Raw genomic sequence first — 24,810 nt, forward strand, 5'->3', positions numbered from 1 at the left:
GAGTGCTGTCGATTTGGTCGAGCAGCACCGGGTGCATCAAGCCAGGAATAGGTGAGCGCGTGTTCGGATTTCTAACGAAAAAAGGCAGTCCGGTTTTGGGCATCGACATCAGTTCGAGCTCGATCAAACTGCTTGAGTTATCAAAACAGGGCGACCGCTACCGCGTCGAAAGCTACGCGGTTGAGCCACTGCCCGCCAATTCCGTGGTGGAAAAGAACATTGCTGATGTGGAAGCTGTGGGTGAAGCCATAAAGAAAGTGGTTGGAAAAGCCCATGCGAGTGCTAAACGGGCCGCCGTCGCGGTCTCGGGGTCAGCGGTCATCACCAAGGTCATCCAGATGAACGCGGGTATGAACGAGTTCGAAATGGAGGATCAGATTACCCTCGAAGCCGACCAGTACATTCCTTATCCGCTCGATGAAGTGGCGATAGATTTTGAGGTTCAGGGCCCGTCGGAAACCAATCCGGATCAGGTGGATGTCCTGTTGGCCGCCTGCCGCAAAGAGAACGTCGATATTCGTGAGGACGCGTTGCAGGTTGCAGGGCTCTCGGCACGGGTGGTTGATGTGGAGGCTTATGCGATGGAACGGGCCTTCAGCATGATCGAGTCCCAGTTGGAAACAACCGGCGAAGAGCAGGTTGTGGCCATCGTTGACGTGGGCGCGACTATGACCACGCTCAGCGTGCTGGTGGACGGCGAGACCGTCTATACCCGGGAGCAGCTGTTCGGAGGCCGCCAGCTGACGGAGGAGATCCAGCGCCGGTACGGCTTATCTACAGAAGAAGCTGGCCTGGCCAAAAAGCAGGGTGGAGGAGGCCTTCCCGACGACTACGAGGGTGAAGTTCTCGCGCCCTTCCGGGAGGCCGTCGTCCAACAGGTTGCGCGCGCGTTGCAGTTCTTTTTCGGTTCGAGCCAATACAACACGGTCGACTACGTCATTCTCGCCGGCGGGACCGCATCGGTCACGGGCCTGAGCGAGATGGTCGAGGCCAAAGTGGGTACGGCGACCATGATTGCCAATCCCTTTGCCGACATGGCGGTCGGCTCCAAAGTTAATGCGTCGGCCCTGAGTAATGATGCACCTTCCCTGATGATCGCCTGCGGCTTGGCGATGAGGAGTTTTGACTGATGGCACGCATTAACCTGCGGCCCTGGCGTGAAGAACTCCGGGCCGAGAAACAGCGATCGCTGGTGGTCATGTTGGTGGGAACCGTGATTGTTGCGGCAGGGCTGGTGTTCCTTTGGCAGACAAATGTTGACTCCCAGATTGAATATCAGCAGGCCCGCAACAATTACGTCGAGCGAGCCATGAAGGTGCTCGACCAGGAAATCAAGGAAATAGAGAACCTGAGGGAAAGGCGAGAAGAGCTACTTGCTCGCATGCAGGTGATACAGGATCTCCAGGGCAAGCGACCGGTCATCGTTCGAGTCTTTGATGAGATGGTCCAGACCCTGCCGGACGGCCTTTATTACTCCAGTCTCAAAAAGGTGGAGCAGAAGGTGACCATCAAGGGAATGGCTGAGTCCAACAGCCGAATTTCTGCGTTAATGCGCAATTTTGAATCGTCCGACTGGTTTTCTGACCCCAACCTTACCAATGTCTCTTCGGCTGATAAGGCACGTGCCGGATATAGCCAGTTCGACATGACGGTTGTGCAAAAAGCACCGGTCACGGAAGCGGAGAGCACAGAGTGAGCCTTTCCCAATCGCTAGAAAGCCTGAAGAATTTCGATTTCAACGATCTGGATGTCAACAATGCCGGCATCTGGCCCGCGCCGGTAAAGGCGGTGCTGCTCATTCTTGTGTTTGCGCTGGTCCTGGGAGGCGGCTACTGGTTCATGGTCAAGGACCAGTATCTCAAACTTGAGCAAGTCGACAGTCGCGAGGCTGAGCTTCGGGAGCAGTATGAGAACAAAGCTCACCGGGTCGCCAACCTCGACATCTATAAAAGACAGATGGAAGAGATGGAGGAGACCTTCGGCGCGCTGGTGCGTCAGTTACCGAGCGATACAGAGGTTCCCGGCTTGCTTGAAGACATTACCAATACGGCTCTCGGTAGCGGACTGGACCTGCAACAGATTCAGCTTCAGCCAGAGATTCAGCGCGATTTTTATGTGGAGCTGCCGATAAACATTAGTGTTACGGGCGACTACCACGAGCTTGGGGCGTTTGTCAGCAGTGTTGCTGGCCTGCCTCGCATCGTCACCTTGCATGACTTTGAGATTACCCCGGTCGATGACAAGGCAAGCGGCTCGGACCAGTTGTCCATGAAGGTCATCGCACGGACCTACCGTTATAAATCAGGAGGCGGGGAATGAGCGGATTCAAGAGAGGTCTCTATCTCTTCGGCCCCGTCCTGCTGCTAGCCCTTTCGGGCTGCGCTGATGAAAGCGGGTTCGACGACCTCGATCGTTATATGGAGGAAACCCGCAACGCGCCGCGCGGTGTTGTTGAACCGCTGCCGGAGTTCCAGGCCTACGAAGCGTTCAACTACCGCTCCAGTGATCGGCGAGCGCCGTTTCAGCCGCCTGTTGAAGTACAGCTGACCATGCGCGAGGAGGCACCCAGGTCAGATGTGCAGCCTGATACGGATCGGCCCAAAGAACTGCTTGAACAGTTCAGTCTGGACAACCTGAACATGGTCGGAACGCTAAGACGCAGCGTGGGCGAAGACACACTGTATGCGCTGGTACGGGACGCCCAAGGCGGAATACACCGGGTTCGAAAAGGAAACCACATGGGCCAGAACTACGGCCGCGTGGTTGGAATAGACGAAGGGCGGATCGAACTGGTCGAGATCGTTCCCAACGGACGTGGCAGCTGGATTGAGCGACCACGGAGTCTGACTCTGGACGAAGGGGGACGCTTATGATTGACCGCAACATTAACGCACAAAAACGCTTTGGATTGGGGCTAGAGATGTTCAGCAAATTGAAGAGCTTGATTGCTGTTGCGGTATTGGGCGCGGGCGCGAACCTGGCCTGGGGTGTGACCCTGGAGGATCTGGATTTCGCATCGCTGCCCGGCGACCGCATTGAGGTCAGGCTGTCGTTTGACGGTACACCTCCGGCTCCGTCGGGCTACACCATCGAACAGCCCGCTCGTATCGCGCTGGACCTGGAAGGTGTGGATAGTGGCCTGAGTGACCGGTACCACAACCTCGGTGTGGGTAACACGCAGAGCATGACGGTTATTGATGCAAAGGGGCGCACCCGGCTGATTTTCAACCTGTCTCAGCTTGCGCCGTATGACACGCGAGTAGAGGGCAACGCCCTGATCGTGGAAATCGGCGGCGGCGCGGGTAATGATGATAGCCCGAGCGCCGACGAGCCTCTGCAGGCCTCGACCTCGCCGCAACAGCCTGAAGCCCAGGCACAGGGGCAGGGCGAGAGCTCCGCCGCCGCGTCGATCACCGGTCGCAGTGTCAACGAAGTTGATTTCCGCCGCGGCGCTGATGGTGATGGGCAGGTGGTCATTACGTTGTCTGACCCGAGAACTTCAGTTGATCTCAGTGAAACAGCCGGCAACATTCGTCTGCGGCTCGCTGATACCCAGTTGCCGGAATCCGAGCGCCGTCGACTCAACGTCAATGACTTCGCAACTCCGGTACGACAGATCGAAACCTATACCGAAGGCGATGCGGTCATCATTGATATCGACGCCGAAGGCGATTACGACTACCTCGCCTACCAGTCGGGCAACCAGTTCACGGTAGCAGTAGAAGAGCTGAGCCAGGCCGAGAGCGAAGAGCGCCGCGAGGAGAAGTTCCCGTACAGCGGAGAAAAGCTGTCACTCAATTTTCAGGATATCGAAGTGCGCTCGGTGCTCCAGCTGATCGCTGATTTCACCGGTCTCAATCTGGTCGCATCCGACACGGTCGGCGGTAGCCTGACGTTGCGCCTGGACAGCGTTCCATGGGACCAGGCCCTTGAGTTGATACTCAAGACCAAAGGCCTGGACAAACGCCAGGTCGGGAACGTTCTTCTAGTCGCACCGGCGAGTGAGATCGCCGACCGCGAACGCCTGGAGCTGGAAAATAACCGCCAGCAGCGAGAGCTTGCGCCGGTTCGCCTCGACATCGTACAGGTGAATTACGCCAAAGCGTCGGATCTTGTGGCTTTGCTGCAGCAGGACGCTGAACTGATTTCCGGGCGGGGCTTTATTTCCTCCGACGCACGCACCAACACCATAAGTGTGCGGGAGACTGCTGAAAAGCTTGAGCAGATTCGGCGACTTGTCAGTACCTGGGACATCCCGGTGCGCCAGGTTCTGATCGAGGCTCGTATCGTCCGTGCGCAGACCAACATTGCCCGGGATCTGGGTGTGCAGTGGGGCGGCGGCTTCGCCAAGCAGAATGGCAACAGCCGTATCTCTGCGGGCGGTTCGCAAACGACTCTGTCTGAAATCGACAATGCGTTTACCAGCGGCAGCCCTGCGCAAATCTCATTCCCGGGCGCATTGGCGGTAGACCTGGGTGTCAGCCGAGCCAGTACCTCAAGTTTTGCTATCGGCTACAGCAACAACGATTTTCTCATCGATCTGGAGTTGTCTGCACTGGAAAGCGACGGTAAAGCCGAAATTGTGGCTCAACCAAAAGTGGTCACGGCCGACCGTCAAACCGCGATCATTGAGTCTGGTGAAGAGATTCCCTATCAGGAAGCGACCTCCAGCGGCGCAGCATCAATCTCCTTTAAAGAGGCTGTACTGGGCCTGGAAGTAACGCCACAAATTACGCCGGATGACAACATCATCATGGACCTGGTGGTACGGCAGGACTCCCGTGGCGAAGTTACCGCGGGGATCCCGAGTATCAACACCAACGAGGTTGAAACGCAGGTTCTGGTAGCCAACGGTGAAACGGTAGTGCTCGGTGGAATCTTCCAGTCCGAGATAGCGACGACCATTACCAAGACGCCGTTCCTTGGTGATATCCCTTACCTCGGCTGGCTATTCACGCGCTCCGAGAAAATCGATGAGCGGAGCGAGCTGCTTATCTTCATAACACCCAAGATCGTGAAAAGCAGCCTGACGAGCAATTAGGTCAGGTAGAACAACCCGCTCAGCAAAACGCCCCGTCATCGGGGCGTTTTGCGTTCAGCTTTATCCCGTATTCCTCTTCCAGATCGACTGCCTGTAAGCGTCCAAAGTGCAATACGTGGTCCCCGTAAGTCCACGGCCTGACGCCTGCGATGTAATGTTCGGTGTTCACCTCATCTCTTCCATATATAGTCTCTCAAGCTATTGATATAAAGAGATAAAAAGTTGTAAAGAAATTCGACTTCTGTTGGCCAATTCGTCAGGAAATATCCAGCGGCTTGCGCAGTCTGTGGTAGCTCAAGCCTTGCGCGAGTATGCGTGCAGAACATTTTGCCGCATTCCATGCGGATAGGGTCGCGGCTTTTAGATAGTCTGCTATTTGTAATCTACCGACACAAAATCTCTGTCGATATTTGGGTTCTGGTTCCCAAATTTATTTGGCGCAGCGTGCGCCCCGTTGTGGACCGCGGAGGCAATTTATGGTTTCGGCACCGAGAGGATTTAACGATTGTTTTCATTGTTAAAAATTAATGCCACTGGGTAGCATCGGCATGTTGTCGGTCGGGTTTACGTTGGCGTTGGCCTTTTTTGTTGGTGATATTCAACGTATTGAAAATTATGAGAATATTTAGTTGGCACGAAGGGTGCATTATCCTTCGTAAGGCCTTCAGGTCAAGCATTGGGTTTGATAGTGAAGTTCAGCCATATTAAGCAGGGTTACAGCCATGAGTCGTTTCACCAAGAAAACAGCACTGATCAGTTCACTTGTTCTTCCGTTCGCCTTTGGCGCCGCAGCAAATGCCGCGCAGATCACCGAGTGGAACTACACCGTAGATAACTCCTTTACCAGTGCAACTTTCAGCAGTGGCAACGGCTCTGTAACCGAGCAGGACAATGAACTCAGCTGGGGTTCGAACTCAATCCGCAGTTCGGTCTCGATTGATGACGTCAGCAATCCGCCCGTCCTCGTGACCAACAACGCAGAGGGCGTCCGTGGCGGCACTTTCGTCCATAACAATCAGCCGATTCCTGCAGCTGCCAAGCGCCTGCAAGCGTTTGATCTTACCAGTACGCTGAGTCTGTCGGCTCGCACACCCGTCGAGTCGGAAGGCAAAGGTCCAAGTGCACTGCCGATCACCTTCTCAAGCTTTTTTACCGAAACTTATAATGGTAACGGCTGTTTCGAGGGTTCGGCGTCAGTTTGCGACGATATCTTCTCGCTGGGTAACCCTGAGTTCGGCGGTATCAACGACAACGGAAACTTCGAGTTTGCCGCGCCCAGTTTCGCAATCGACGGCTATAACTACACGGTCTTCCTCGAAATCGTTGGCCTGAGCACCCTGACGGGCGAGCAGTGCCAGATCGCAAATGCTTCTGCCAATTGCATCGGCTTTCTGACGCGGGAAGGCGAGGTTAACCGCTTCGAAAGTAACTTCCGCATCATCAGTTCAGCGGTTTCCGTTCCAGAGCCGGGTTCATTGGCACTGCTCGGGCTGGGCCTGATCGGTATGGGCGTTGCCAGCCGCAGGAAGTAAACCCTGGCAGGCTAGCTACAGTCAGAAATGCGCCTGTGAATGAACAAAACGCCCCGGAACCCCCGGGGCGTTTTGCTGTGGGCAACTCCGTAGTTGAGCGCACTATGGCAGAGCCGGTGCGGCTGCACAGATTCAACATCCTGTCGACGGCGCGCGGCCACGGCGGCTGTGCGGTGAAAACGCCTGTGCTATGCTCGTGCGCTTCAATTGTAGTGAGTTACACGGCATGATGATTCCAGAGCGGATTGTGCTGGTCGGCCCTATGGGGGCGGGCAAAAGTACAATCGGAAGACTCCTCGCAAAGGAACTAGGGTTCCGTTTTCTGGATTCCGACAAGGTTATAGAGGAACGTTGCGGAGCCAGCATCCCCTGGATATTTGATGTAGAGGGCGAAGCCGGATTCCGGCGTCGCGAGACAGCGATTCTGCAAGAGCTGTCGCAGGAAACTCAGGTGGTTATTGCGACCGGCGGTGGAGCTGTCACGCGCGAGGAGAACAGGGCGTGTCTGAAGCGAGGCGCTTTTGTCATCTATTTGCGCACGTCTTTAGAGCAGCAGTACGATCGAACCCGGCGTGACCGGAACCGCCCGCTACTGCAAAAGCCCAACCCCAGGGCAATCCTGGAAGCGCTCTTCGCCGAACGCGACCCGCTCTACCAGGAGTTGGCGGATTTTGTAATGTATACCGACCGCAAGAGTCCACGACTGGTGGCACGACAGTTGCTCAACCAGATCCGGCCCAGAGTCCAGCGAAAAAAGAAACAGGCATAGCAGAGGGCAGACCATGGCAGGGATTCAGCATCAGTTACAGGTGGAGCTTGGCGACCGTAGTTATCCCATCTTTATCGGCCAGGGCCTGTTGGGGCAACAGGACCTTGGACAGTGGGTGGCCGGCGAACAGGTTCTGATAGTCACCAATGAAACCGTAGCGCCGCTCTACCTCGAAAAGGCCAGGGCCAGCTTTTCCGGCAAGCAGGTTGATGTAGTGATTCTGCCAGACGGGGAATTCTACAAAACCTGGGAAGTCCTGAACCGTATCTTTGACCAGCTTCTGGAAAAACGCCACACCCGCAAAACCACATTGGTCGCGTTAGGGGGTGGTGTGGTTGGTGACATGACGGGCTTTGCGGCGGCCTGCTACCAACGCGGTGTCGATTTCATACAGATCCCCACGACGTTGCTTGCACAGGTGGACTCTTCGGTCGGCGGCAAGACGGGTATCAATCACCCTCGTGGTAAAAACATGATCGGTGCCTTTCTGCAGCCGCGCTGCGTGCTGATAGACACCAGTACTCTGGAAACGCTTCCCAACCGGGAACTCTCCTCGGGGTTGGCGGAGGTTATAAAGTACGGTCTGATTCAGGACAACCAGTTTCTCTCATGGCTCGAAGAGCACATGGATGGCCTAATGGCACTGCAGTCTGACACGCTAGCGGAAGCCATCTTCCGCTCGTGCCAGTGCAAAGCAGCCATCGTCGCCGCTGACGAGCGTGAGGCAGGTGTCCGTGCGCTGTTGAATCTCGGTCACACATTCGGCCACGCGATCGAAACCTACACCGGCTATGCCGAGTGGCTTCATGGCGAAGCGGTTGCGGCGGGTATGGTCATGGCGGCGGATATGTCCAAGCGGATGGGCTGGCTGACCTATAACGACATAGATCGGATAACCCAACTGCTGGTGCGAGCCCGCCTACCCATTCGACCGCCGGAAACCATGTCACCGGATGACTTCTATGCGCTGATGGCTGTGGACAAGAAGAACATCGACGGCGCGCTCCGCCTGGTTTTGCTGCACAGCCTGGGCGATGCCACAGTAACCGCTGAATTTGATCCCGAACTGCTGCATCTGGTGTTAAGTGCGCACCAGGAGGCACAGGAATAGCTGATGACCCCCAGTGGACAGCCCGATCGCAAGGACAGCCAGTCCGGCCAGGCTGGCGTGGCGGAGTTGTGTGATCGTTATGGTCTACAGAGCGACCCGTTCGCTGACGTTCCTGGGCGCTTCTATACCGGTGGGCAGCGCCAGATCTACCTCGAAACTCTGAGGCATCTTTGCAGTTTTGGCGACTTGCTACTCGTTGTGGAGGGCGAGCCTGGGGTGGGTCGCTCGCGCCTGATTGAAGAGTTTGCCCGGCTGGACAAGCCTACTCTGACATTTCATGTTCTGGCCAGACAGCAGGTCGCGTCAACTGATGCGCTCGCAAGCGCCCTGTGGCAATTGCTGAGAAAGCCTCTGCCAGGAGCCGACCCGCAGCAGGCCATAAGTGCTTTTTTCGACGCCGCACATTGGCAGCGCTACGCTGGCAAACGCTGGGTTGTGATACTCGACGATGCTGATGCTGCACCACAGAGTGTCATTGATGCCCTGGCGGCCGGCTTCCAGAATGCTGAGCGCAACCGTTCGCCTGTCCCGCTTCTCATTGCAGGGCCTGGCTTTGCGGCTGCGCTGGAAAGCCGAATCGGAGGCGCGCGTGCCTTTACTCACAGCCTCTGGGTACGGCCGCTGGATGAGGCAGAGTCAGCCCAGTTCGTTGAGAGCGCCATAAGTTGGGCGGGCGGGGACCCTGCGGGGCTCTTGGGGCCGGAACGGCGGCGTAAACTGTACGAGACGTCGACGGGAGTTTTTTCTCGGATAAAGCAGGCTGCGCCACAGGTTATTCTCGGTGCAGTCGGGCCCGCTACCTCATCATCGGCGGGTATTAGGCAGCCAGTGACTCAGCGCACTGCTCAGTCCAGCAAGCGCAACGCTCTGTGGATAGGCTTGGCGCTGGCCGTTTTGCTGGTGTCCTACGGCGTTGTCTCGTGGCAGTATCAGTTTTCAGGCCAAAGCGACAATAGTGGGCTGGCGTCGTCCGTCCCTGCTACGGGTTCTCGTGTTCGCCCTGTCGACACGTCGGCCGCGGCCAATGCGGGCACGGACGAGGTGGAGCGCATGCGTCGAGCAATGGCGGAGGCGGAGCTTCTTCTTCGCGCCCAGTCCATAGAGGAGGGGCGCCCGGATGAGCCCACCGAGATTGAGCTTCCTCTGTTCCCCGTTGAGCGATCTGGAGAAAGTAAAACGGCAGTGCAGCCTGGCAGCGCCCCGCTACTGCCGGAAACGCTCGGAATGTCCATTCCAAAGCTGATCGCCTCGGCACTCCCCCCTGAGCCTGGCGAGCAGGTCAACGATACCCGGTCGGAGCAGGAGACAATCGATGACGGGGCTTTGAGTCAAGCAGGGCCGGCCAATTCTGATGGCGACGCCACGCTCGCTGCCGTTGAGGTCCCCCAAGCCGGCCTGGCGGGAGCGCCGCCAGGGGTGGGCAAGCCAATACCTGCAGCTGAGCCTGAGCCAGAACCAGAACCAGAACCAGAGGCGGAACCAGAACCAGAGGCGGAACCAGAGCCCGTCGAGGTTTTTCAGCCGCAATTGCCGAGTGCTTACCGGGGCCGGGATTGGGTCGCTGCGCTGCCCGCGGGCAGTGTTACTGTCCAACTGCTCGGGAGCTATAATGAGAATACCGCGGTGAACCTCATCCGACGTTATCCCGACGCGGGCTTTGTCTATATCCGGTCTACTTATAAAGATCAGCCGTGGTTCGTTGTGTTGCTGGATGTGTTCGAGGATGCGGCGCCGGCCCGCAGCGCTATCTCCCGTCTTCCCGCCGCGATCCGGCGCGCTGGGCCCTGGATTCGAGACACAGAAGGGCTGTAGCCAGCCCCATCCTGGGCAGAAAATAATTTTACGAAGAGTTATACTGGGCACTTGAGCCGCGACGCGCGTTTGCCCGCAACTATGCCGCTCACCAGCCACGTGGGAGCGCCAGACCGCCTCCTCAGCCGCCATCCGGTCAGATCTTCCGGGAGCGCTTCCCTTTGTTTTCGAAAGTGTTGGCCGCCGGAATTTGAGCGGCACGGGGTGCCCGTGTAATATGGCTAGCCCCATTTTCCCGGATCAGTCGTGTAAAAGTGACGCAGAATCGCTTAATTGATTGATTTCAAAGAACTATTATGTGAGAAGGCTTATGAAGACAGGTCTCTATCAGCCGGGTGAGTTCAAGGACAACTGCGGATTCGGCCTCATCGCCCATATGGAAGGCGAAGCCAGTCATGCACTCCTGAAGACGGCAATCCAGTCGTTGACCTGCATGACCCACCGCGGCGGGATCGCCGCCGACGGCAAAACCGGCGACGGCTGCGGTCTGTTGCTGCAGAAGCCCGACGCGTTCCTGCGAAAGGCTGCCAAGGCCAGCCTGGGCGTGGAGCTGGGCGACGTGTACGCCGTTGGTATGGTCTTTCTGAGCACCGATGAAGCGAAAGCTGCCGCAGCGCGGAAGGCTCTCGAAACCCGTCTGACCGAGCAGGGTCTCGATATAGCGGGTTGGCGCGAAGTGCCCACCGACAGCGCCTGCCTCGGGCCCATGGCCAAAGACTGCTTGCCCCGTATCGAGCAGGTTTTCGTCCTGCCGGGGGACAAGAATGACCGTCAGTTCGGTATCTCCCTGTTTATCGGTCGCCGTCTGGCTGAGATCGACCTTACAGACGACGGCGAGTTTTATATCTGTAGCCTGTCGGATAAAACCCTGGCTTATAAAGGGTTGATGATGCCGCGCGACCTGCCGACCTTCTATAAGGACCTCGGCGACGCGGATATGGAAACGGCGATCTGTGTCTTTCACCAGCGCTTTTCCACCAATACCATGCCGCGCTGGCCGCTGGCCCAGCCATTCCGGTTTCTTGCCCACAACGGCGAGATCAATACGGTCGAAGGTAACCGCAACTGGGCTATAGCCCGCGCCTCTAAATTCAAAGCGCCTGACTTACCGGACCTGGAGTCGATCCAGCCGCTGGTCAACCGCACCGGATCCGATTCTTCAAGCATGGACAATATGCTTGAGGTGCTGCTTGCCGGTGGCGTCAACATGTTCCGTGCAGTCCGGATGATGGTTCCGCCAGCGTGGCAGAACGTCGATACCATGGATTCGGACCTACGCGCCTTCTATGAGTATAACTCCATGCACATGGAGCCTTGGGATGGCCCCGCTGGTCTCGTCATGACCGATGGCAAGCACGCCATCTGTATGCTCGACCGTAACGGTCTGCGCCCTGCGCGCTGGGTCATGACCAAGAATGGCTTCATGACCATTGCTTCGGAAATCGGCACCTACGACTACAAAGCTGAAGATGTGGTTGCCAAAGGCCGCGTCGGGCCGGGCCAGATCCTGGCGATCGATACCGAGAACAAGAAAGTCCTGCACACGGAAGATGTCGACAACATGCTGAAGACCGCCCAGCCATATAAGCGCTGGTTGCGGGATAACGCACTGCGGGTTGAATCCACGCTTAACCAGCAGACTCCGGAGTTCAAACTGCTCGAAGCCGAGGAGTTGCGGGTTCACCAGAAAATGTATGGCATTTCTTTCGAAGAGCGTGACCAGGTGCTTCGTCCACTGGCCGAGAACGGTCAGGAAGCGGTTGGTTCGATGGGCGACGATACGCCGATGGCGGTGCTTTCAAGCCGTGTGCGGCACGTGGCCGACTACTTCCGGCAGAAGTTTGCGCAGGTAACCAATCCCGCCATCGATCCTCTGCGTGAAGCCGTGGTCATGTCGCTGGAAACCTGTCTGGGTGCTGAGCGGAATATTTTCGAAGAAGACGCGAGCCACGCCAACCGCATCATTCTCTCTACTCCGGTCTTGTCGCCCGGCAAATTCCTGAAAATCGCGAACAACGACCGGCCCGGTTTCGAGGTCGCCTGGATCAATCTCAGCTACCGCCCGGAGCTCGGCCTGGAACAAGCGCTCAAGGCCGTCTGCGACGAGGCGGCAGAGCATGTCCGCAAGGGCAAGGTCATACTGGTGCTGAGCGACAAGACATTGCTGGAGGGTGAGCTACCCATCAATGCACTCATGGCGACCGGTGCGATTCACCATCATCTGGTCAAAGCAGGCCTGCGTAGTGACGCCAACCTGATCGTTGAGACTGGCTGGGCGCGCGATTCCCATCATTTTGCCGTGCTGTTCGGCTTTGGCGCTACGGCCGTCTATCCGTATCTGGCCTATCAGGTGCTCAACGACCTGGTTCGCTCCGGCGAAATGCTGATGGACCCGATTGAAGCCAAGAACAACTATCGTAAAGGCATCAACAAGGGCTTGCTGAAAATCCTCTCGAAGATGGGGATTTCAACGATTACCTCGTACCGTGGCGCCCAGCTCTTCGAGGCAGTGGGTATATCGGATGCAGTCGTGGATCTCTGCTTCCATGGCGTGCCGACCCGCATCCAGGGCGCGGGTTTCTACGATTTTCAGCAGGACCAGGAACTACTCGCGGAAACCGCCTGGAAACGGCGCAAGCCCATACAGCCTGGCGGCCTGCTGAAGTATGTCCATGGCGGCGAGTACCACGCCTTCAATCCGGATGTGGTTCGTACCGTCCAGGAAGCGGTAACCACGGGCGACTACGGGGTCTACAAGGAGTATGCGGCGCTGGTTAACGAGCGTCCGGTGACCACGCTGCGTGACCTGTTTGGCATCCGCAAGGACATCAAGCCCATTGACCTGTCCGAGGTGGAGCCGGCAGAGAAGCTCTACCCGCGTTTTGACTCAGCGGCCATGTCCCTGGGTGCGCTGTCGCCAGAAGCCCATGAAGCCCTGGCAGTTGCGATGAACCGCCTTGGCGGGCGCTCCAACTCGGGTGAGGGCGGCGAAGATCCAGCCCGGCACGGCACAGAAAAGCGTTCCAAGATCAAGCAGGTGGCGTCAGGCCGCTTTGGCGTAACCGCCGAATATCTGCGTAGCGCCGACGTCATGCAGATCAAGGTGGCTCAGGGAGCAAAGCCAGGAGAAGGTGGGCAGTTGCCGGGGGGCAAGGTCAACGACCTGATCGCCCGCCTCCGCTATTCCGTGCCCGGTGTTACGCTCATTTCGCCGCCGCCGCACCACGACATCTACTCGATCGAAGATCTTGCTCAGCTGATTTTCGACCTCAAACAGGTTAATCCACAAGCTCTGGTTTCCGTGAAGTTGGTCTCAGAGCCAGGCGTGGGTACTGTTGCGGCGGGTGTGGCAAAGGCTTACGCCGACCTTATTACGATCTCGGGTTATGACGGGGGCACCGCGGCAAGCCCGCTGACCTCCATTCGCTACGCCGGATCGCCCTGGGAACTGGGGCTGTCTGAAGCCCACCAGGCGTTGCGGTCGAATGATCTGCGCGGCAAGGTTCGCCTGCAGACTGATGGCGGCCTGAAAACCGGTCTCGATGTGGTCAAAGCCGCGATTCTGGGGGCGGAGAGCTTTGGCTTCGGCACCACGCCAATGGTTGCGCTGGGCTGCAAGTACCTGCGTATCTGTCACCTCAATAACTGTGCTACAGGTATTGCCACCCAGAATAAACAACTGCGGGAAGAGCACTTCCTTGGCACGGTCGAAATGGCAATGAACTTTTTCCGGTTCGTTGCCCGCGAGACCCGTGAGTGGCTGGCGATGCTGGGCGTACGCAGTCTCGACGAGCTGGTTGGCCGTACCGACCTGCTGGAGATGCTGCCAGGCGATACTCCGCGTCAGCGCAAGCTCGACCTGTCTCGCATCCTCTACAACGATTCTATTCCGGCTGAAAAGCCGCAGCTGTGCCAGGTCGAGCGCAACAGCCCGTACGACAAAGGACTGTTGGCCGAGCGTATGGTTGACGACATGCTGGAGGCCATCGAACAGAAGCGCAGTGCTGAGTTCAGCTACTCGATTACCAACTGTGACCGCTCCATCGGTGCCCGCGTCGCCGGTGAAATTGCATCCCGCCACGGTAATCATGGTCTTGCGGCGACCGGCCTTACCGTCCGGTTCACCGGCACCGCCGGGCAGAGCTTCGGTGTCTGGAATGTCGGCGGTCTCGACATGTATCTGGACGGCGATGCCAACGACTACGTCGGTAAGGGCATGACCGGGGGCAAGCTGGTCATCAGGCCGCCTGCGAACAGTGAGTTTGAAAGCCAGAAAACAGCCATCATCGGCAATACCTGCCTTTATGGCGGCACCGGCGGCAAGCTGTTTGCCGCAGGCACTGCGGGCGAGCGTTTCGGAGTCCGTAACTCCGGCGTTCACGCCGTTGTCGAAGGCGTGGGTGACCATTGTTGCGAATACATGACCGGTGGGCTCGTTACCGTGCTGGGCACGACGGGCCACAACTTCGGTGCAGGCATGACTGGCGGCTTCGCCTATGTTCTGGACCAGAAGAACACATTCGTGGATCGCTATAACCATGAGTTGGTGGAAATACACCGCATTTCCAGCGAAGAAATGGAGCCGTACCGGAACCACTTGCGCGGAATCATCCGGGAGCATGCGGACGAGACCCAAAGCGCGTGGGCTGCCCAGATCCTGGAAGACTTCGACGACTACGTCGGGCGTTTCTGGTTGGTCAAACCAAAAGCAGCCAATCTGAAAGCGTTGCTGGCAAGCACTCGGGCGCGGCCGGAATAATTTACGTTATCGGGTCCGGCCCAGATGAATCTGACCGCCGGCACAGCTAGCTGCTTGCCGGTGAGATCGAGGTGTTAGACATGACAGAAAGACTGAGCAACGATTTTCAGTTTATTGAAGTAGGTCGGTGCGATCCGGACAAGGTCCCTGCGCGCCTGCGCAAGAAAGAGTTCGGTGAGATCTATAAGCCCTTCAAGCAGGAGCGTGCAGCGGAGCAGTCCCATCGCTGCTTGCATTGCGGCAATCCGTATTGCGAATGGAAGTGCCCAGTACATAACTACATACCGAACTGGTTGAAGCTGGTTTCCGAGGGCAACATTCTTGAGGCCGCAGAGCTGGTCCATCAGACCAACACGCTGCCCGAGGTCTGTGGCAGGGTCTGTCCCCAGGACCGACTCTGCGAGGGCGCATGTACTCTTAACGATGGTTTTGGCGCCGTCACCATCGGTTCGGTCGAAAAATATATCGCCGATACCGCCTTTGCTCTCGGTTGGCGTCCTGATGTCTCCAAGGTGGTATGGACAGACAAGAAGGTCGCCGTTATCGGTGCCGGTCCTGCTGGGCTCGGATGCGCTGACGTTCTGGTCCGTAATGGGGTCAAGCCCGTCGTCTTCGATCGCTACCCGGAAATCGGTGGGCTGCTGACGTTCGGTATACCTGAGTTCAAACTCGAAAAAAGCGTGATGAGTCTGCGCCGCGAAATTTTTGAAGAGATGGGTATCGAGTTTCGCCTCAATACCGAAATCGGCAAAGACATCAGTGTCGATGAGCTGATGGAAGAATACGACGCTGTCTTTATGGGCATGGGAACCTATACCTATATGAAAGGCGGGTTTCCCGGCGAAGACCTGGATGGCGTCTACGACGCGTTGCCCTACCTGATTTCCAATGCGAATCGCCGTTTGGGGTTCGAGGCGCAGGAATCCGACTTCATCAACGTCAAAGGCAAGCGGGTAGTCGTGCTTGGTGGTGGTGATACGGCGATGGATTGCAACCGTACCGCGATTCGGCAGCAGGCCACGAGTGTTACCTGCGCCTATCGCCGGGATGCGGCCAATATGCCTGGTTCGCGTCGCGAAGTGGCCAATGCCAAGGAAGAGGGCGTGAGTTTCCTGTTCAATCGCCAGCCTATCGCGGTTATCGGGGAAGACAAGGTCGAGGGCGTCAAGGTTGTTAAAACCCAGTTGGGTGAGCCCGACGGGAACGGCCGCCGCCGGCCCGAGCCCGTACCCGGCAGTGAAGAGGTGATACCGGCTGATGTGGTACTGGTAGCGTTTGGCTTCCGACCCAGCCCGGGTGACTGGTTCGAATCCCAGCAGGTTGCCACTGACGACTCCGGTCGGGTACTGGCCCCCGAACATCATGATTTCCCTTTCCAGACCGCCAACCCCAAGATATTTGCCGGCGGGGACATGGTGCGCGGCTCCGATCTGGTGGTAACCGCCATAGCCGAAGGGCGTCGGGCTGCGGCCGGGATACTGGATTACCTGGACGTCTGACGTCAGCGGGAAGGTTATCCTTCCCGACTTTGCTATATACCCCATCATCTGAGCCCGCGGCCATACCGCGGCAGGGCTCGCCGTTTTTCTGAATTGTTGAAGGACCTTTATGTCCGAACTCAAGAATGACCGTCTCCTGCGTGCCTTGGCGCGACAGCCCGTGGATGTCACCCCGGTGTGGATGATGCGCCAGGCGGGACGATATCTGCCGGAGTATCGTCAGAGCCGGGCCCAGGCCGGGGATTTTCTCAGTCTCTGCAAGAATAACGAATTTGCCTGCGAAGTGACCCTGCAGCCGCTTGAGCGCTTCGACCTCGACGCGGCCATTCTCTTCTCGGACATTCTGACGATTCCGGATGCCATGGGCCTGGGTCTGTACTTCGAGACGGGTGAAGGGCCGAAGTTTCGCAAACCAGTGCGAACAGAGGGGGACGTTTCAGCTTTGAAAGTGCCTGATCCTGATGCGGATCTCGGCTACGTAATGGGCGCGGTTCGCACAATCCGCTCAGCCCTTGCCGGCCGGGTTCCTCTTATCGGTTTCTCCGGGAGTCCCTGGACGCTCGCGACCTACATGGTAGAGGGCGGCACCAGCAAGGATTTCCGCACGATCAAGCGCATGATGATGGCCGAACCCGAGACGCTGCACGCCCTGCTGGGCAAGCTGGCAGAGTCAGTGACCAGCTATCTCAACGCCCAGATTCGGGCCGGGGCTCAGGTTGTGCAGATTTTCGATACCTGGGGCGGGGTACTCTCGGCTCGGGATTATGAAGCGTTCTCCCTCGGCTACATGCGCCAGATTATTGCGGGGCTGTTACGCGAAAGTGAAGGGCGCAAGGTGCCGGTGATCGTCTTTACCAAGAATGGCGGCCAGTGGCTTGAGACCATCGCCGATAGCGGCGCTGACGCCGTAGGTCTTGACTGGATGACCGATATTGGCCGGGCCAGGGCCCGGGTCGGCGATTATGTGGCGTTGCAGGGCAATATGGATCCCGCGACCCTATACGGAAGCCCGGAGCGCATCCGTGCTGAAGTTGCGGATATTCTTGCGCGCTATGGTCAGGGTCCGGGACACGTGTTCAATCTGGGCCATGGGATTGCCCTTGACGTCGACCCGGACCACGCAAAAGTGTTTATCGACGCCGTACATGAGCTGAGCGCTCCCTACCATCAGTAGAACCCATCCCGGCGCGGGCAACCGCGCTGTCTTTACCCCGAGCCTGTCGATACGGAGCGCCCATGGCTAAATCAAAGGTGGCTTATGTCTGCAGTGACTGTGGTTCGGAATCAGCCAAATGGGCCGGGCAGTGCCTGAGCTGTAAGGCCTGGAATACCATTACCGAGTTTCGTGTCGGCAAAGCCAGCAGTGCCGGCGCCAGCCGCCGGGAAGGCTACGCCGGCGCTCTGTCCGATGTGCAGCAACTCGATGAGATTGAGCTCTCCGATTCGGCGCGAATGAGCACGGGCATCGGCGAGTTCGACCGGGTCCTCGGCGGCGGGCTCGTACCGGGGTCTGCCGTCTTGATCGGCGGCCACCCGGGCGCCGGCAAAAGTACATTGTTACTGCAGGCCCTGTGTCTGCTGGCCGAGCGGCAATCTGTTCTCTACGTGACCGGCGAGGAGTCCCTGCAACAGGTGGCTTTGCGGGCTCGTCGCCTGGGCCTGCCGACCGCTGGCGTTCGCATGCTCTCGGAAACCAATGTCGAGCGGATCGTCCAGATTGCGGAACGCGAAAAACCCGGCGTGCTGGTGGTGGACAGTATCCAGGTGATGCACATTGCCGATGTGGAGTCGGCCCCCGGAAGCGTTTCCCAGGTGCGGGAAAGCGCCGCGTTCCTCACCCGTTATGCGAAGCAGACCCAAACCGTCCTGTTTCTGGTTGGACATGTGACCAAAGATGGGTCTCTGGCCGGCCCCAAAGTGCTTGAACACATGATCGATTGTTCCGTGCTGTTGGAAGGCACCAGCGATAGCCGTTTTCGTACGCTGCGAGGTATAAAGAACCGTTTTGGCGCAGTCAATGAGCTTGGTGTTTTCGCAATGCTCGAGCAGGGTCTGAAAGAGGTCAAGAACCCCAGCGCCATATTCCTGAACCGGGCCAGCGAAGCGGCGCCGGGCAGCGTTGTGATGGTCGTATGGGAGGGCACTCGCCCCCTGTTGGTCGAGGTGCAGGCTCTGGTGGACGCCACCCAGGGCGGTTATCCCAGGCGGGTTGCTGTTGGAATGGACCAGAATCGGTTGGCCATGCTGCTGGCGGTACTGCACCGGCACGGCGGCCTGCACTGCAGTGATCAGGATGTGTTCGTCAACGTTGTCGGCGGGGTCAAAGTAGCCGAGACCAGTGCAGACCTGGCTTTGCTCTCGGCCGTGGTCTCCTCGTTCCGGGACCGGGCATTGCCCCAGGACCTGATCATATTGGGCGAGGTGGGCCTCAGTGGTGAAATTCGGCCAGTGCCCAATGGGCTGGAGCGCATCCAGGAAGCCGCCAAGCATGGCTTCCGTCGGGCACTCGTACCCAAGGCTAATGCGCCGAAGAAAGCTGTTGAGGGTATGCAGGTGATCCCGGTGAGTCGCTTGAGCGAAGCTTTGGACGCACTGGCTGATCTGTCAGATTAAACGTCTCCCGCAGCGCAGTGTCTTTGCTGCCTCGCAGTTCTTTTGCTGGGCTCAATCTTCCGGTTCAGAGCCTGATTTAGCCCCTAATTCAGCCAGGTCGCGTTGTAACAGCTCATCGTTGCCAATGTTAAGCTCGACCAAGCGTCTCAGGTGTGAAGCGCTTTCCAGGTCGATGTACTGGCACTGAAACCCTAGCTGGACCCGTTCCACATGTTTGAGCAGAACCGCCATCACGATCGCAGCGCCGTTTTCCAGGTTGATGACTACTTCAAGGGGCGCCTCTACGTCGCCGTCCCAGTGATCAGGTCGGCGCACCAGAACGCCTTTTAATGAAATGTCCAGCACCTGAGAATCCCAGACGTTCTCTGACTGGTGTATTTCGCATGGCGCATCGAAGAGGACTCGATGAAAGCGGCGGCGTTCCTGGTTTGTCATATTGGATCCTGTTTTTAGCCCGGGCGGCCTCTCAGCATAGCTGAAACCCGCGCCAGGCGTCTGCTGCCGGGTGCGGGCTTAGGGGAAGCCGGACAGGTCAGGCCAGTTTGCGGTACTTCATGCGCTCCGGTTGGGCGGCCGAATCACCTTTACGGCGACGGTAGTCGGCATCGTACTCGCTGAAGTTGCCAGCAAACCAGACTACTTCGCTGTCGCCTTCGAAAGCGAGTATGTGTGTCGCTATACGGTCAAGGAACCAGCGGTCGTGCGAAATGACGATGGCGCAGCCGGGGAAGTTGAGCAGGGCGTCTTCCAGTGCGCGCAGGGTTTCCACGTCCAGGTCGTTGGTCGGTTCATCCAGTAACAGTACATTGCCGCCGGTCTTCAGCACTTTGGCCAGATGCAGGCGGTTGCGTTCGCCGCCAGAGAGGTCCTTGACCTGCTTCTGCTGATCACTGCCCCTGAAATTGAAGCGACTCACGTAGGCCCTGGACTGGGTCTGGTAGTTGCCCACCTGAATAATGTCCTGGCCGTCGCTGAGCTCCTCCCAGACTGTTTTGTCGCCATCGAGGTCCCGGCTCTGGTCCACGTACGCCAGTTCTACCGTCTCGCCAATGACGATTTCACCTTTGTCCGGCTTCTCTTCGCCGACGATCATCCGGAACAGGGTGGATTTACCGGCGCCGTTGCCGCCAATAACGCCTACCAGGCTGCCGGGCGGGATAGTGAAGTCCATGTCGTCGTAGAGAAGTTTGTTATCGTACTGCTTGCCGACGTGGTGAACCTCAATAACCTTGTCGCCCAGGCGAGGGCCCGGGGGTATGTAAAGCTCATTGGTCTCGTTGCGCTTCTGGAAGTCCTGGGAGTTGAGCTCCTCGAAGCGGTTGAGGCGGGCTTTGCTCTTGGCCTGGCGGCCTTTCGGGTTGGAACGCACCCACTCCAGCTCGTGTTTGATCGCACGCTGGCGTGAGTCCTCCTGCTTGGACTCGATCTCCAGCCGCTTTTCCTTGTTCTCCAGCCATTGGCTGTAGTTGCCTTCGAAGGGAATACCGTGACCGCGGTCCAGTTCCAGTATCCAGCCGGCAACGTTATCCAGGAAGTAGCGATCGTGGGTTATGGCGACAACCGTGCCCGAGTAGTCGTGGAGAAAGCGTTCAAGCCAGGCGACGCTCTCGGCATCCAGGTGGTTGGTCGGCTCGTCCAGCAACAGCATGTCCGGGCCTGACAGCAGCAAGCGACAAAGGGCGACCCGGCGGCGCTCACCTCCGGAGAGGTGCTCCACATTGGCGTCCCAGGGCGGTAGTCGCAAGGCGTCGGCAGCAACATTCAGCTTTCGCTCGATGTCATGACCGTCAACGGCCTGAATATAGCTTTCTAGTTCGCCCTGTTCTTTGGCTAGCGCGTCGAAGTCGGCGTCGGGCTCAGCATAGGCTGTGTAGACCTCATCGAGGCGTTTCAGTGCGTCGTGCACGGCCGCTACCGCTTCGTCGACTGTTTCCTTGACGGTCTTGCTCGGATCCAGTTCCGGCTCTTGCGGCAGATAGCCGATCTTGATCCCGGGTTGCGGGCGGGCCTCACCGATGTAATCGTTATCCACCCCTGCCATGATCCTCAACAGTGTGGACTTGCCCGACCCGTTAAGACCAAGCACCCCGATTTTGGCCCCCGGAAAGAAACTGAGGGAGATATCCTTGAGAATTTCCCGTTTCGGGGGCACGACCTTGCCCACTCTATTCATGCTGAATACGTACTGAGCCATAGTGCGTTGCTGTCCTGTTCTGAGTTCGGTGAAAACGGTATGCGAAGCTGAGCTTGCCAGTTCATGCACCAAGTCGGCGTCTGCCAGCTGGCGTGCCGGACGGCACCGGAAGAGTAGTGAATCGGGTGCTGAGACGGCGCTAAAAGAGTGTTCGCCACGATAACCAATCTGGCCGGAAGGCGCAATTTGCGCTGGCTGACATCCGCCGGGCGAGTAAATCGGATAAGCCGCCGGGAGGTTTAGGGGTTGGGAGTGAAGCGCACGGGTTCAGGATGTTTATTAACGTCCGCTTAGGCTAAAATACCGGTCCACTTTTCTCCGCCGGAGCTGGTGTCAGGTTATGCCGGCGCCGCACCGCAGCATCTCTCATCACAGGGGCAGCCAATGTTTACGCGCGACATGAAAATTGCAGGCTACGACGACGACGTCTGGAATGCCATGGAAGCTGAGATTCAGCGCCAGGAAGATCACATTGAGCTGATTGCCTCAGAAAACTACACCAGCCCCAGGGTCATGCTGGCCCAAGGCTCGGCCCTGACCAACAAATACGCCGAAGGTTATCCGCACAAGCGCTATTACGGCGGTTGCGAACATGTTGACGTGGTCGAGGACCTCGCTATCGAGCGCGCCAAGCAACTGTTTGGTGCTGACTACGCCAATGTCCAGCCTCACTCCGGCTCCCAGGCAAACGCGGCGGTCTATATGGCGCTGCTGAACCCGGGCGATAAAGTGCTGGGGATGAGCCTGGCCGATGGCGGGCATCTGACGCACGGCGCCAAGGTCAACTTCTCCGGCAAGCTGTACGACGCGATTCAGTACGGTCTCGATGCCGAGACCGGGCTGCTCAATTACGATGAGATCGAGCGTCTGGCTGAAGAGCACAAGCCTAAAATGATTCTGGCGGGATTCTCGGCCTACTCCCAGAAGCTCGATTTTGCCCGTTTCCGCGAGATAGCGGACAAAGTCGGTGCATACCTGTTTGTCGACATGGCCCACGTGGCTGGGCTGGTCGCCGCTGGGATCTATCCCAACCCGGTGCCATTTGCCGATGTCGTTACCACCACGACGCATAAGACGCTGCGTGGACCCCGGGGCGGCCTCATCCTGGCCAAAGCCAACCCGGACCTGGAGAAGAAGCTCAATTCAGCTGTTTTCCCCGGCGGGCAGGGTGGCCCCCTGATGCATGTCATCGCGGCGAAGGCCATTTGTTTTAAAGAGGCCATGACCGATGAGTTCAAGTCATACCAGAAGCAGGTGGCCGTCAACGCGAAGGCGATGGCTGAAATCTTCGTCAGTCGCGGCTTTGACGTGATCTCCGGTGGGACCGAGAATCATTTGTTCCTGCTGAGCCTGATCAAGCAGGACATCACCGGCAAAGACGCTGACGCCGCGTTGGGCCGGGCGCATATTACCGTCAACAAGAACGCCGTGCCTAACGACCCGCGGTCTCCCTTCGTTACGTCGGGTCTGCGTATTGGCACGCCGGCCGTTACCACGCGTGGCTTTGGTGAGCAGGAGTGCCGCGATTTGGCCGGCTGGATGTGTGATATCCTCGACAATATCAATGACGAAGGCACTATCGATCGGGTTCGCCAGCAAGTCAGCGAAGTCTGCAGGCGTCTGCCGGTCTACGCGAACTGAGTCTCGCGCCTTCGTCGCTTTTTGCACGATTAGCATGCCATTGCGATGAGCGTGCCAGCCTGACGGCAACGTCCATGAGGAATCTGCCCGATGCACTGTCCTTTTTGCGGTGAAGCGGAAACAAAAGTGATCGATTCCCGCCTGGTCGCTGAGGGCGATCAGGTGCGCCGGCGGCGTGAGTGCCTGTCATGCAAGGAACGGTTCACGACATTTGAGACGGCTGAGTTGGTAATGCCCCGCGTGGTCAAGCAGGACGGCACCCGCATACCATTCGACGAAGACAAACTGCGGGCAGGCATGATGAAAGCCCTGGAAAAGCGCCCGGTAAGCATTGAAGAGATCGAGGCTGCCGTAAATCGCATCAAATTCCGGTTACGGGCCGTTGGCGAGCGCGAAGTGAAGTCGATGCTGATAGGCGAAGAAGTCATGACCGAACTGCGCCAGCTCGACAAGGTGGCGTACGTTCGCTTTGCGTCCGTCTACCGCAGCTTTCAGGACCTCAATGAGTTCCGGGAGGAGATTGAACGTCTGTCCCGAAGCGGTGAATCCAACGGAGAAGTTGCCTCTGTCGCCGCCAAGGCGCTGAGCCAGTCCAATGATCAGTAGTCGGGCAGATAACGATCGGGTTCGCGACAGAGGTTTCATGGCCGAGGCCATCCAGTTGGCCCGCCGGGGCCTCTATTCTACAGATCCCAACCCCCGGGTCGGCTGTCTGCTGGTCAAGGACGACCGGATCGTCGGCAGAGGCTGGCATCGCTACGCGGGCGAGGCCCACGCAGAGGTCGATGCGCTCGCCCAGGCCGGAAGTGCGGCCCGCGACGCGACAGCGTACGTCACGCTTGAGCCCTGCTGTCATTACGGGCGAACACCGCCTTGTAGCCGCGCTCTGATCGAAGCCGGAATTGCCCGGGTGGTGATCGCGACGGCGGACGCCAACCCTCAGGTTGCGGGCCAGGGTATAGCTCAGCTCCAGGCAGCTGGTATCGAGACCTCTTTGGGCCTGCTTGAGGCGGAGGCAGCCGCCCTCAATGCAGGGTTCCTCCGGCGAATGCGTGGCGACCGGCCCTTTGTACGGGTGAAAATCGCCGCCAGCGTCGACGGGCGTACCGCCATGCAATCGGGCGAGAGCCAGTGGATCACCGCGGGCCCGGCACGGGCTGATGTGCAACGCTTGCGCGCTCGCAGTTCCGCCATCATCACCGGCATTGGCACTTTGCTTGAAGATAATCCGTCTCTGACGGTCAGGCCCAGTGAAATGGGCGATCTGGATGAGAACGCTTCGCCCAGAACCCAGCCTTGCAGAATCGTGCTGGACTCCGGGTTGCGAACACCCCCGGTCGCGAAAATGCTGCAGGCTGAGGGCCGCACGGTCATCCTCTGCCGGCAGTCGAATCCGTCGGCGAGCGAAGATGCCGGGAAGAGCGAGCGCCGCACGATGCTGGAAGCCGCCGGCGCCGAAGTCACAGAGCTGCCAGGACGGGCAGGCGAGTCTGGTTTGACCTGGCCTGCCATTGTTGAGTGGCTGCAGGCACAGCCGTTCAACGAGGTCCTTATTGAAGCGGGCGCGACCGTTGCCGGATCAGCCATTACCGCGGGTATTGTTGACGAGTTGTGGTTGTACCAGGCGCCCACGTTGCTAGGCAGCAGAGGCAGGCCCTTGGCTGAGCTGCCATTTGATCATATGGCCCAGCAACAGCGACTTACCGTCCTGGATCGCCGTCAGCTTGGTGCGGATACCCGCACAATTTTCAGCCTGAGGGCGTCGGCTTGAATGATCAAGGCAGTAATGCGGCGGGTCGACTCCGCGCGCGACTGGACAGGGAAACGGGTGCCGAGCTG

The 24,810-nt window shown here is 58.2% G+C and carries 18 protein-coding genes; 16 read left to right on the forward strand and 2 right to left on the reverse strand.

The genetic code is table 11. From position 1 onward, the window contains the following. The first annotated feature begins 59 nt into the window (after window positions 1–59). From soil367_RS03445 to radA, 13 genes are all read left to right on the forward strand, one after another. A complete protein-coding gene (locus tag soil367_RS03445) occupies window positions 60–1,130 on the forward strand; it encodes a pilus assembly protein PilM (RefSeq protein WP_136546924.1) in 1,071 nt (356 codons plus the stop codon). Then, a complete protein-coding gene (locus tag soil367_RS03450) occupies window positions 1,130–1,696 on the forward strand; it encodes a PilN domain-containing protein (protein WP_136546926.1) in 567 nt (188 codons plus the stop codon). Before soil367_RS03445 ends, soil367_RS03450 begins: the two co-directional genes overlap by 1 nt. Further along, window positions 1,693–2,319, forward strand: coding sequence for a type IV pilus inner membrane component PilO (locus soil367_RS03455; protein ID WP_136546928.1), 627 nt, complete (start codon window positions 1,693–1,695; stop codon window positions 2,317–2,319). Before soil367_RS03450 ends, soil367_RS03455 begins: the two co-directional genes overlap by 4 nt. Continuing rightward, window positions 2,316–2,873, forward strand: a complete 558-nt coding sequence (locus soil367_RS03460; protein ID WP_136546930.1) for a pilus assembly protein PilP — start codon at window positions 2,316–2,318, stop codon at window positions 2,871–2,873. The genes soil367_RS03455 and soil367_RS03460 overlap by 4 nt, the downstream gene beginning before the upstream one ends. Beyond that, window positions 2,870–5,041, forward strand: coding sequence for a type IV pilus secretin PilQ (locus tag soil367_RS03465; RefSeq protein ID WP_136546932.1), 2,172 nt, complete (start codon window positions 2,870–2,872; stop codon window positions 5,039–5,041). Before soil367_RS03460 ends, soil367_RS03465 begins: the two co-directional genes overlap by 4 nt. 722 nt (window positions 5,042–5,763) lie before the next feature. Next, the gene (locus soil367_RS03470; RefSeq protein ID WP_136546935.1) at window positions 5,764–6,573 is read left to right on the forward strand and encodes a THxN family PEP-CTERM protein; all 810 of its coding nucleotides are present in this window, start codon (window positions 5,764–5,766) and stop codon (window positions 6,571–6,573) included. Between the two features lie 226 nt (window positions 6,574–6,799). Next, a complete protein-coding gene (aroK, locus tag soil367_RS03475; RefSeq protein WP_136546937.1) occupies window positions 6,800–7,342 on the forward strand; it encodes a shikimate kinase AroK in 543 nt (180 codons plus the stop codon). 13 nt (window positions 7,343–7,355) lie between these two features. Next, window positions 7,356–8,453, forward strand: coding sequence for a 3-dehydroquinate synthase (gene aroB, locus soil367_RS03480; protein WP_136546939.1), 1,098 nt, complete (start codon window positions 7,356–7,358; stop codon window positions 8,451–8,453). A 3-nt stretch (window positions 8,454–8,456) separates the two neighbouring features. Further along, window positions 8,457–10,265, forward strand: coding sequence for an AAA family ATPase (locus tag soil367_RS18790; protein ID WP_172962252.1), 1,809 nt, complete (start codon window positions 8,457–8,459; stop codon window positions 10,263–10,265). Between the two features lie 310 nt (window positions 10,266–10,575). After that, window positions 10,576–15,024: a glutamate synthase large subunit gene (gene gltB / locus soil367_RS03490; RefSeq protein WP_136546941.1), complete on the forward strand. Its 4,449-nt coding sequence runs from the start codon at window positions 10,576–10,578 to the stop codon at window positions 15,022–15,024. Between the two features lie 80 nt (window positions 15,025–15,104). After that, window positions 15,105–16,523: an FAD-dependent oxidoreductase gene (locus tag soil367_RS03495; RefSeq protein ID WP_136546943.1), complete on the forward strand. Its 1,419-nt coding sequence runs from the start codon at window positions 15,105–15,107 to the stop codon at window positions 16,521–16,523. A gap of 109 nt (window positions 16,524–16,632) precedes the next feature. After that, complete coding sequence (gene hemE / locus soil367_RS03500) at window positions 16,633–17,697, forward strand: uroporphyrinogen decarboxylase (RefSeq protein ID WP_136546946.1); 1,065 nt, start codon at window positions 16,633–16,635, stop codon at window positions 17,695–17,697. A gap of 62 nt (window positions 17,698–17,759) precedes the next feature. Continuing rightward, a complete protein-coding gene (gene radA / locus soil367_RS03505) occupies window positions 17,760–19,136 on the forward strand; it encodes a DNA repair protein RadA (protein WP_136546949.1) in 1,377 nt (458 codons plus the stop codon). Between the two features lie 51 nt (window positions 19,137–19,187). Here radA and soil367_RS03510 read toward each other — a convergent pair whose 3' ends face one another. Both soil367_RS03510 and ettA read right to left on the reverse strand, forming a co-directional pair. Next, the gene (locus tag soil367_RS03510; protein ID WP_136546951.1) at window positions 19,188–19,571 is read right to left on the reverse strand and encodes a PilZ domain-containing protein; all 384 of its coding nucleotides are present in this window, start codon (window positions 19,569–19,571) and stop codon (window positions 19,188–19,190) included. Between the two features lie 97 nt (window positions 19,572–19,668). After that, on the reverse strand, window positions 19,669–21,330 hold the full coding sequence (ettA, locus tag soil367_RS03515) for an energy-dependent translational throttle protein EttA (RefSeq protein WP_136546954.1): 1,662 nt from the start codon (window positions 21,328–21,330) through the stop codon (window positions 19,669–19,671). Window positions 21,331–21,714: 384 nt separating this feature from the next. Here ettA and glyA point away from each other — a divergent pair, with 384 nt between their 5' ends. The 3 genes from glyA (at window position 21,715) to ribD (ending at window position 24,742) form a co-directional block, all read left to right on the forward strand. Continuing rightward, window positions 21,715–22,971: a serine hydroxymethyltransferase gene (gene glyA / locus soil367_RS03520; protein WP_136546956.1), complete on the forward strand. Its 1,257-nt coding sequence runs from the start codon at window positions 21,715–21,717 to the stop codon at window positions 22,969–22,971. 90 nt (window positions 22,972–23,061) lie between these two features. Continuing rightward, the gene (gene nrdR / locus soil367_RS03525; protein WP_136546958.1) at window positions 23,062–23,577 is read left to right on the forward strand and encodes a transcriptional regulator NrdR; all 516 of its coding nucleotides are present in this window, start codon (window positions 23,062–23,064) and stop codon (window positions 23,575–23,577) included. Then, window positions 23,567–24,742, forward strand: coding sequence for a bifunctional diaminohydroxyphosphoribosylaminopyrimidine deaminase/5-amino-6-(5-phosphoribosylamino)uracil reductase RibD (ribD, locus tag soil367_RS03530; RefSeq protein ID WP_136546960.1), 1,176 nt, complete (start codon window positions 23,567–23,569; stop codon window positions 24,740–24,742). Before nrdR ends, ribD begins: the two co-directional genes overlap by 11 nt. The last annotated feature ends 68 nt before the right edge of the window (window positions 24,743–24,810 follow it).

It is taken from the genome of Hydrocarboniclastica marina, from assembly GCF_004851605.1.
In the GTDB taxonomy this organism is placed as follows: domain Bacteria; phylum Pseudomonadota; class Gammaproteobacteria; order Pseudomonadales; family Oleiphilaceae; genus Hydrocarboniclastica; species Hydrocarboniclastica marina.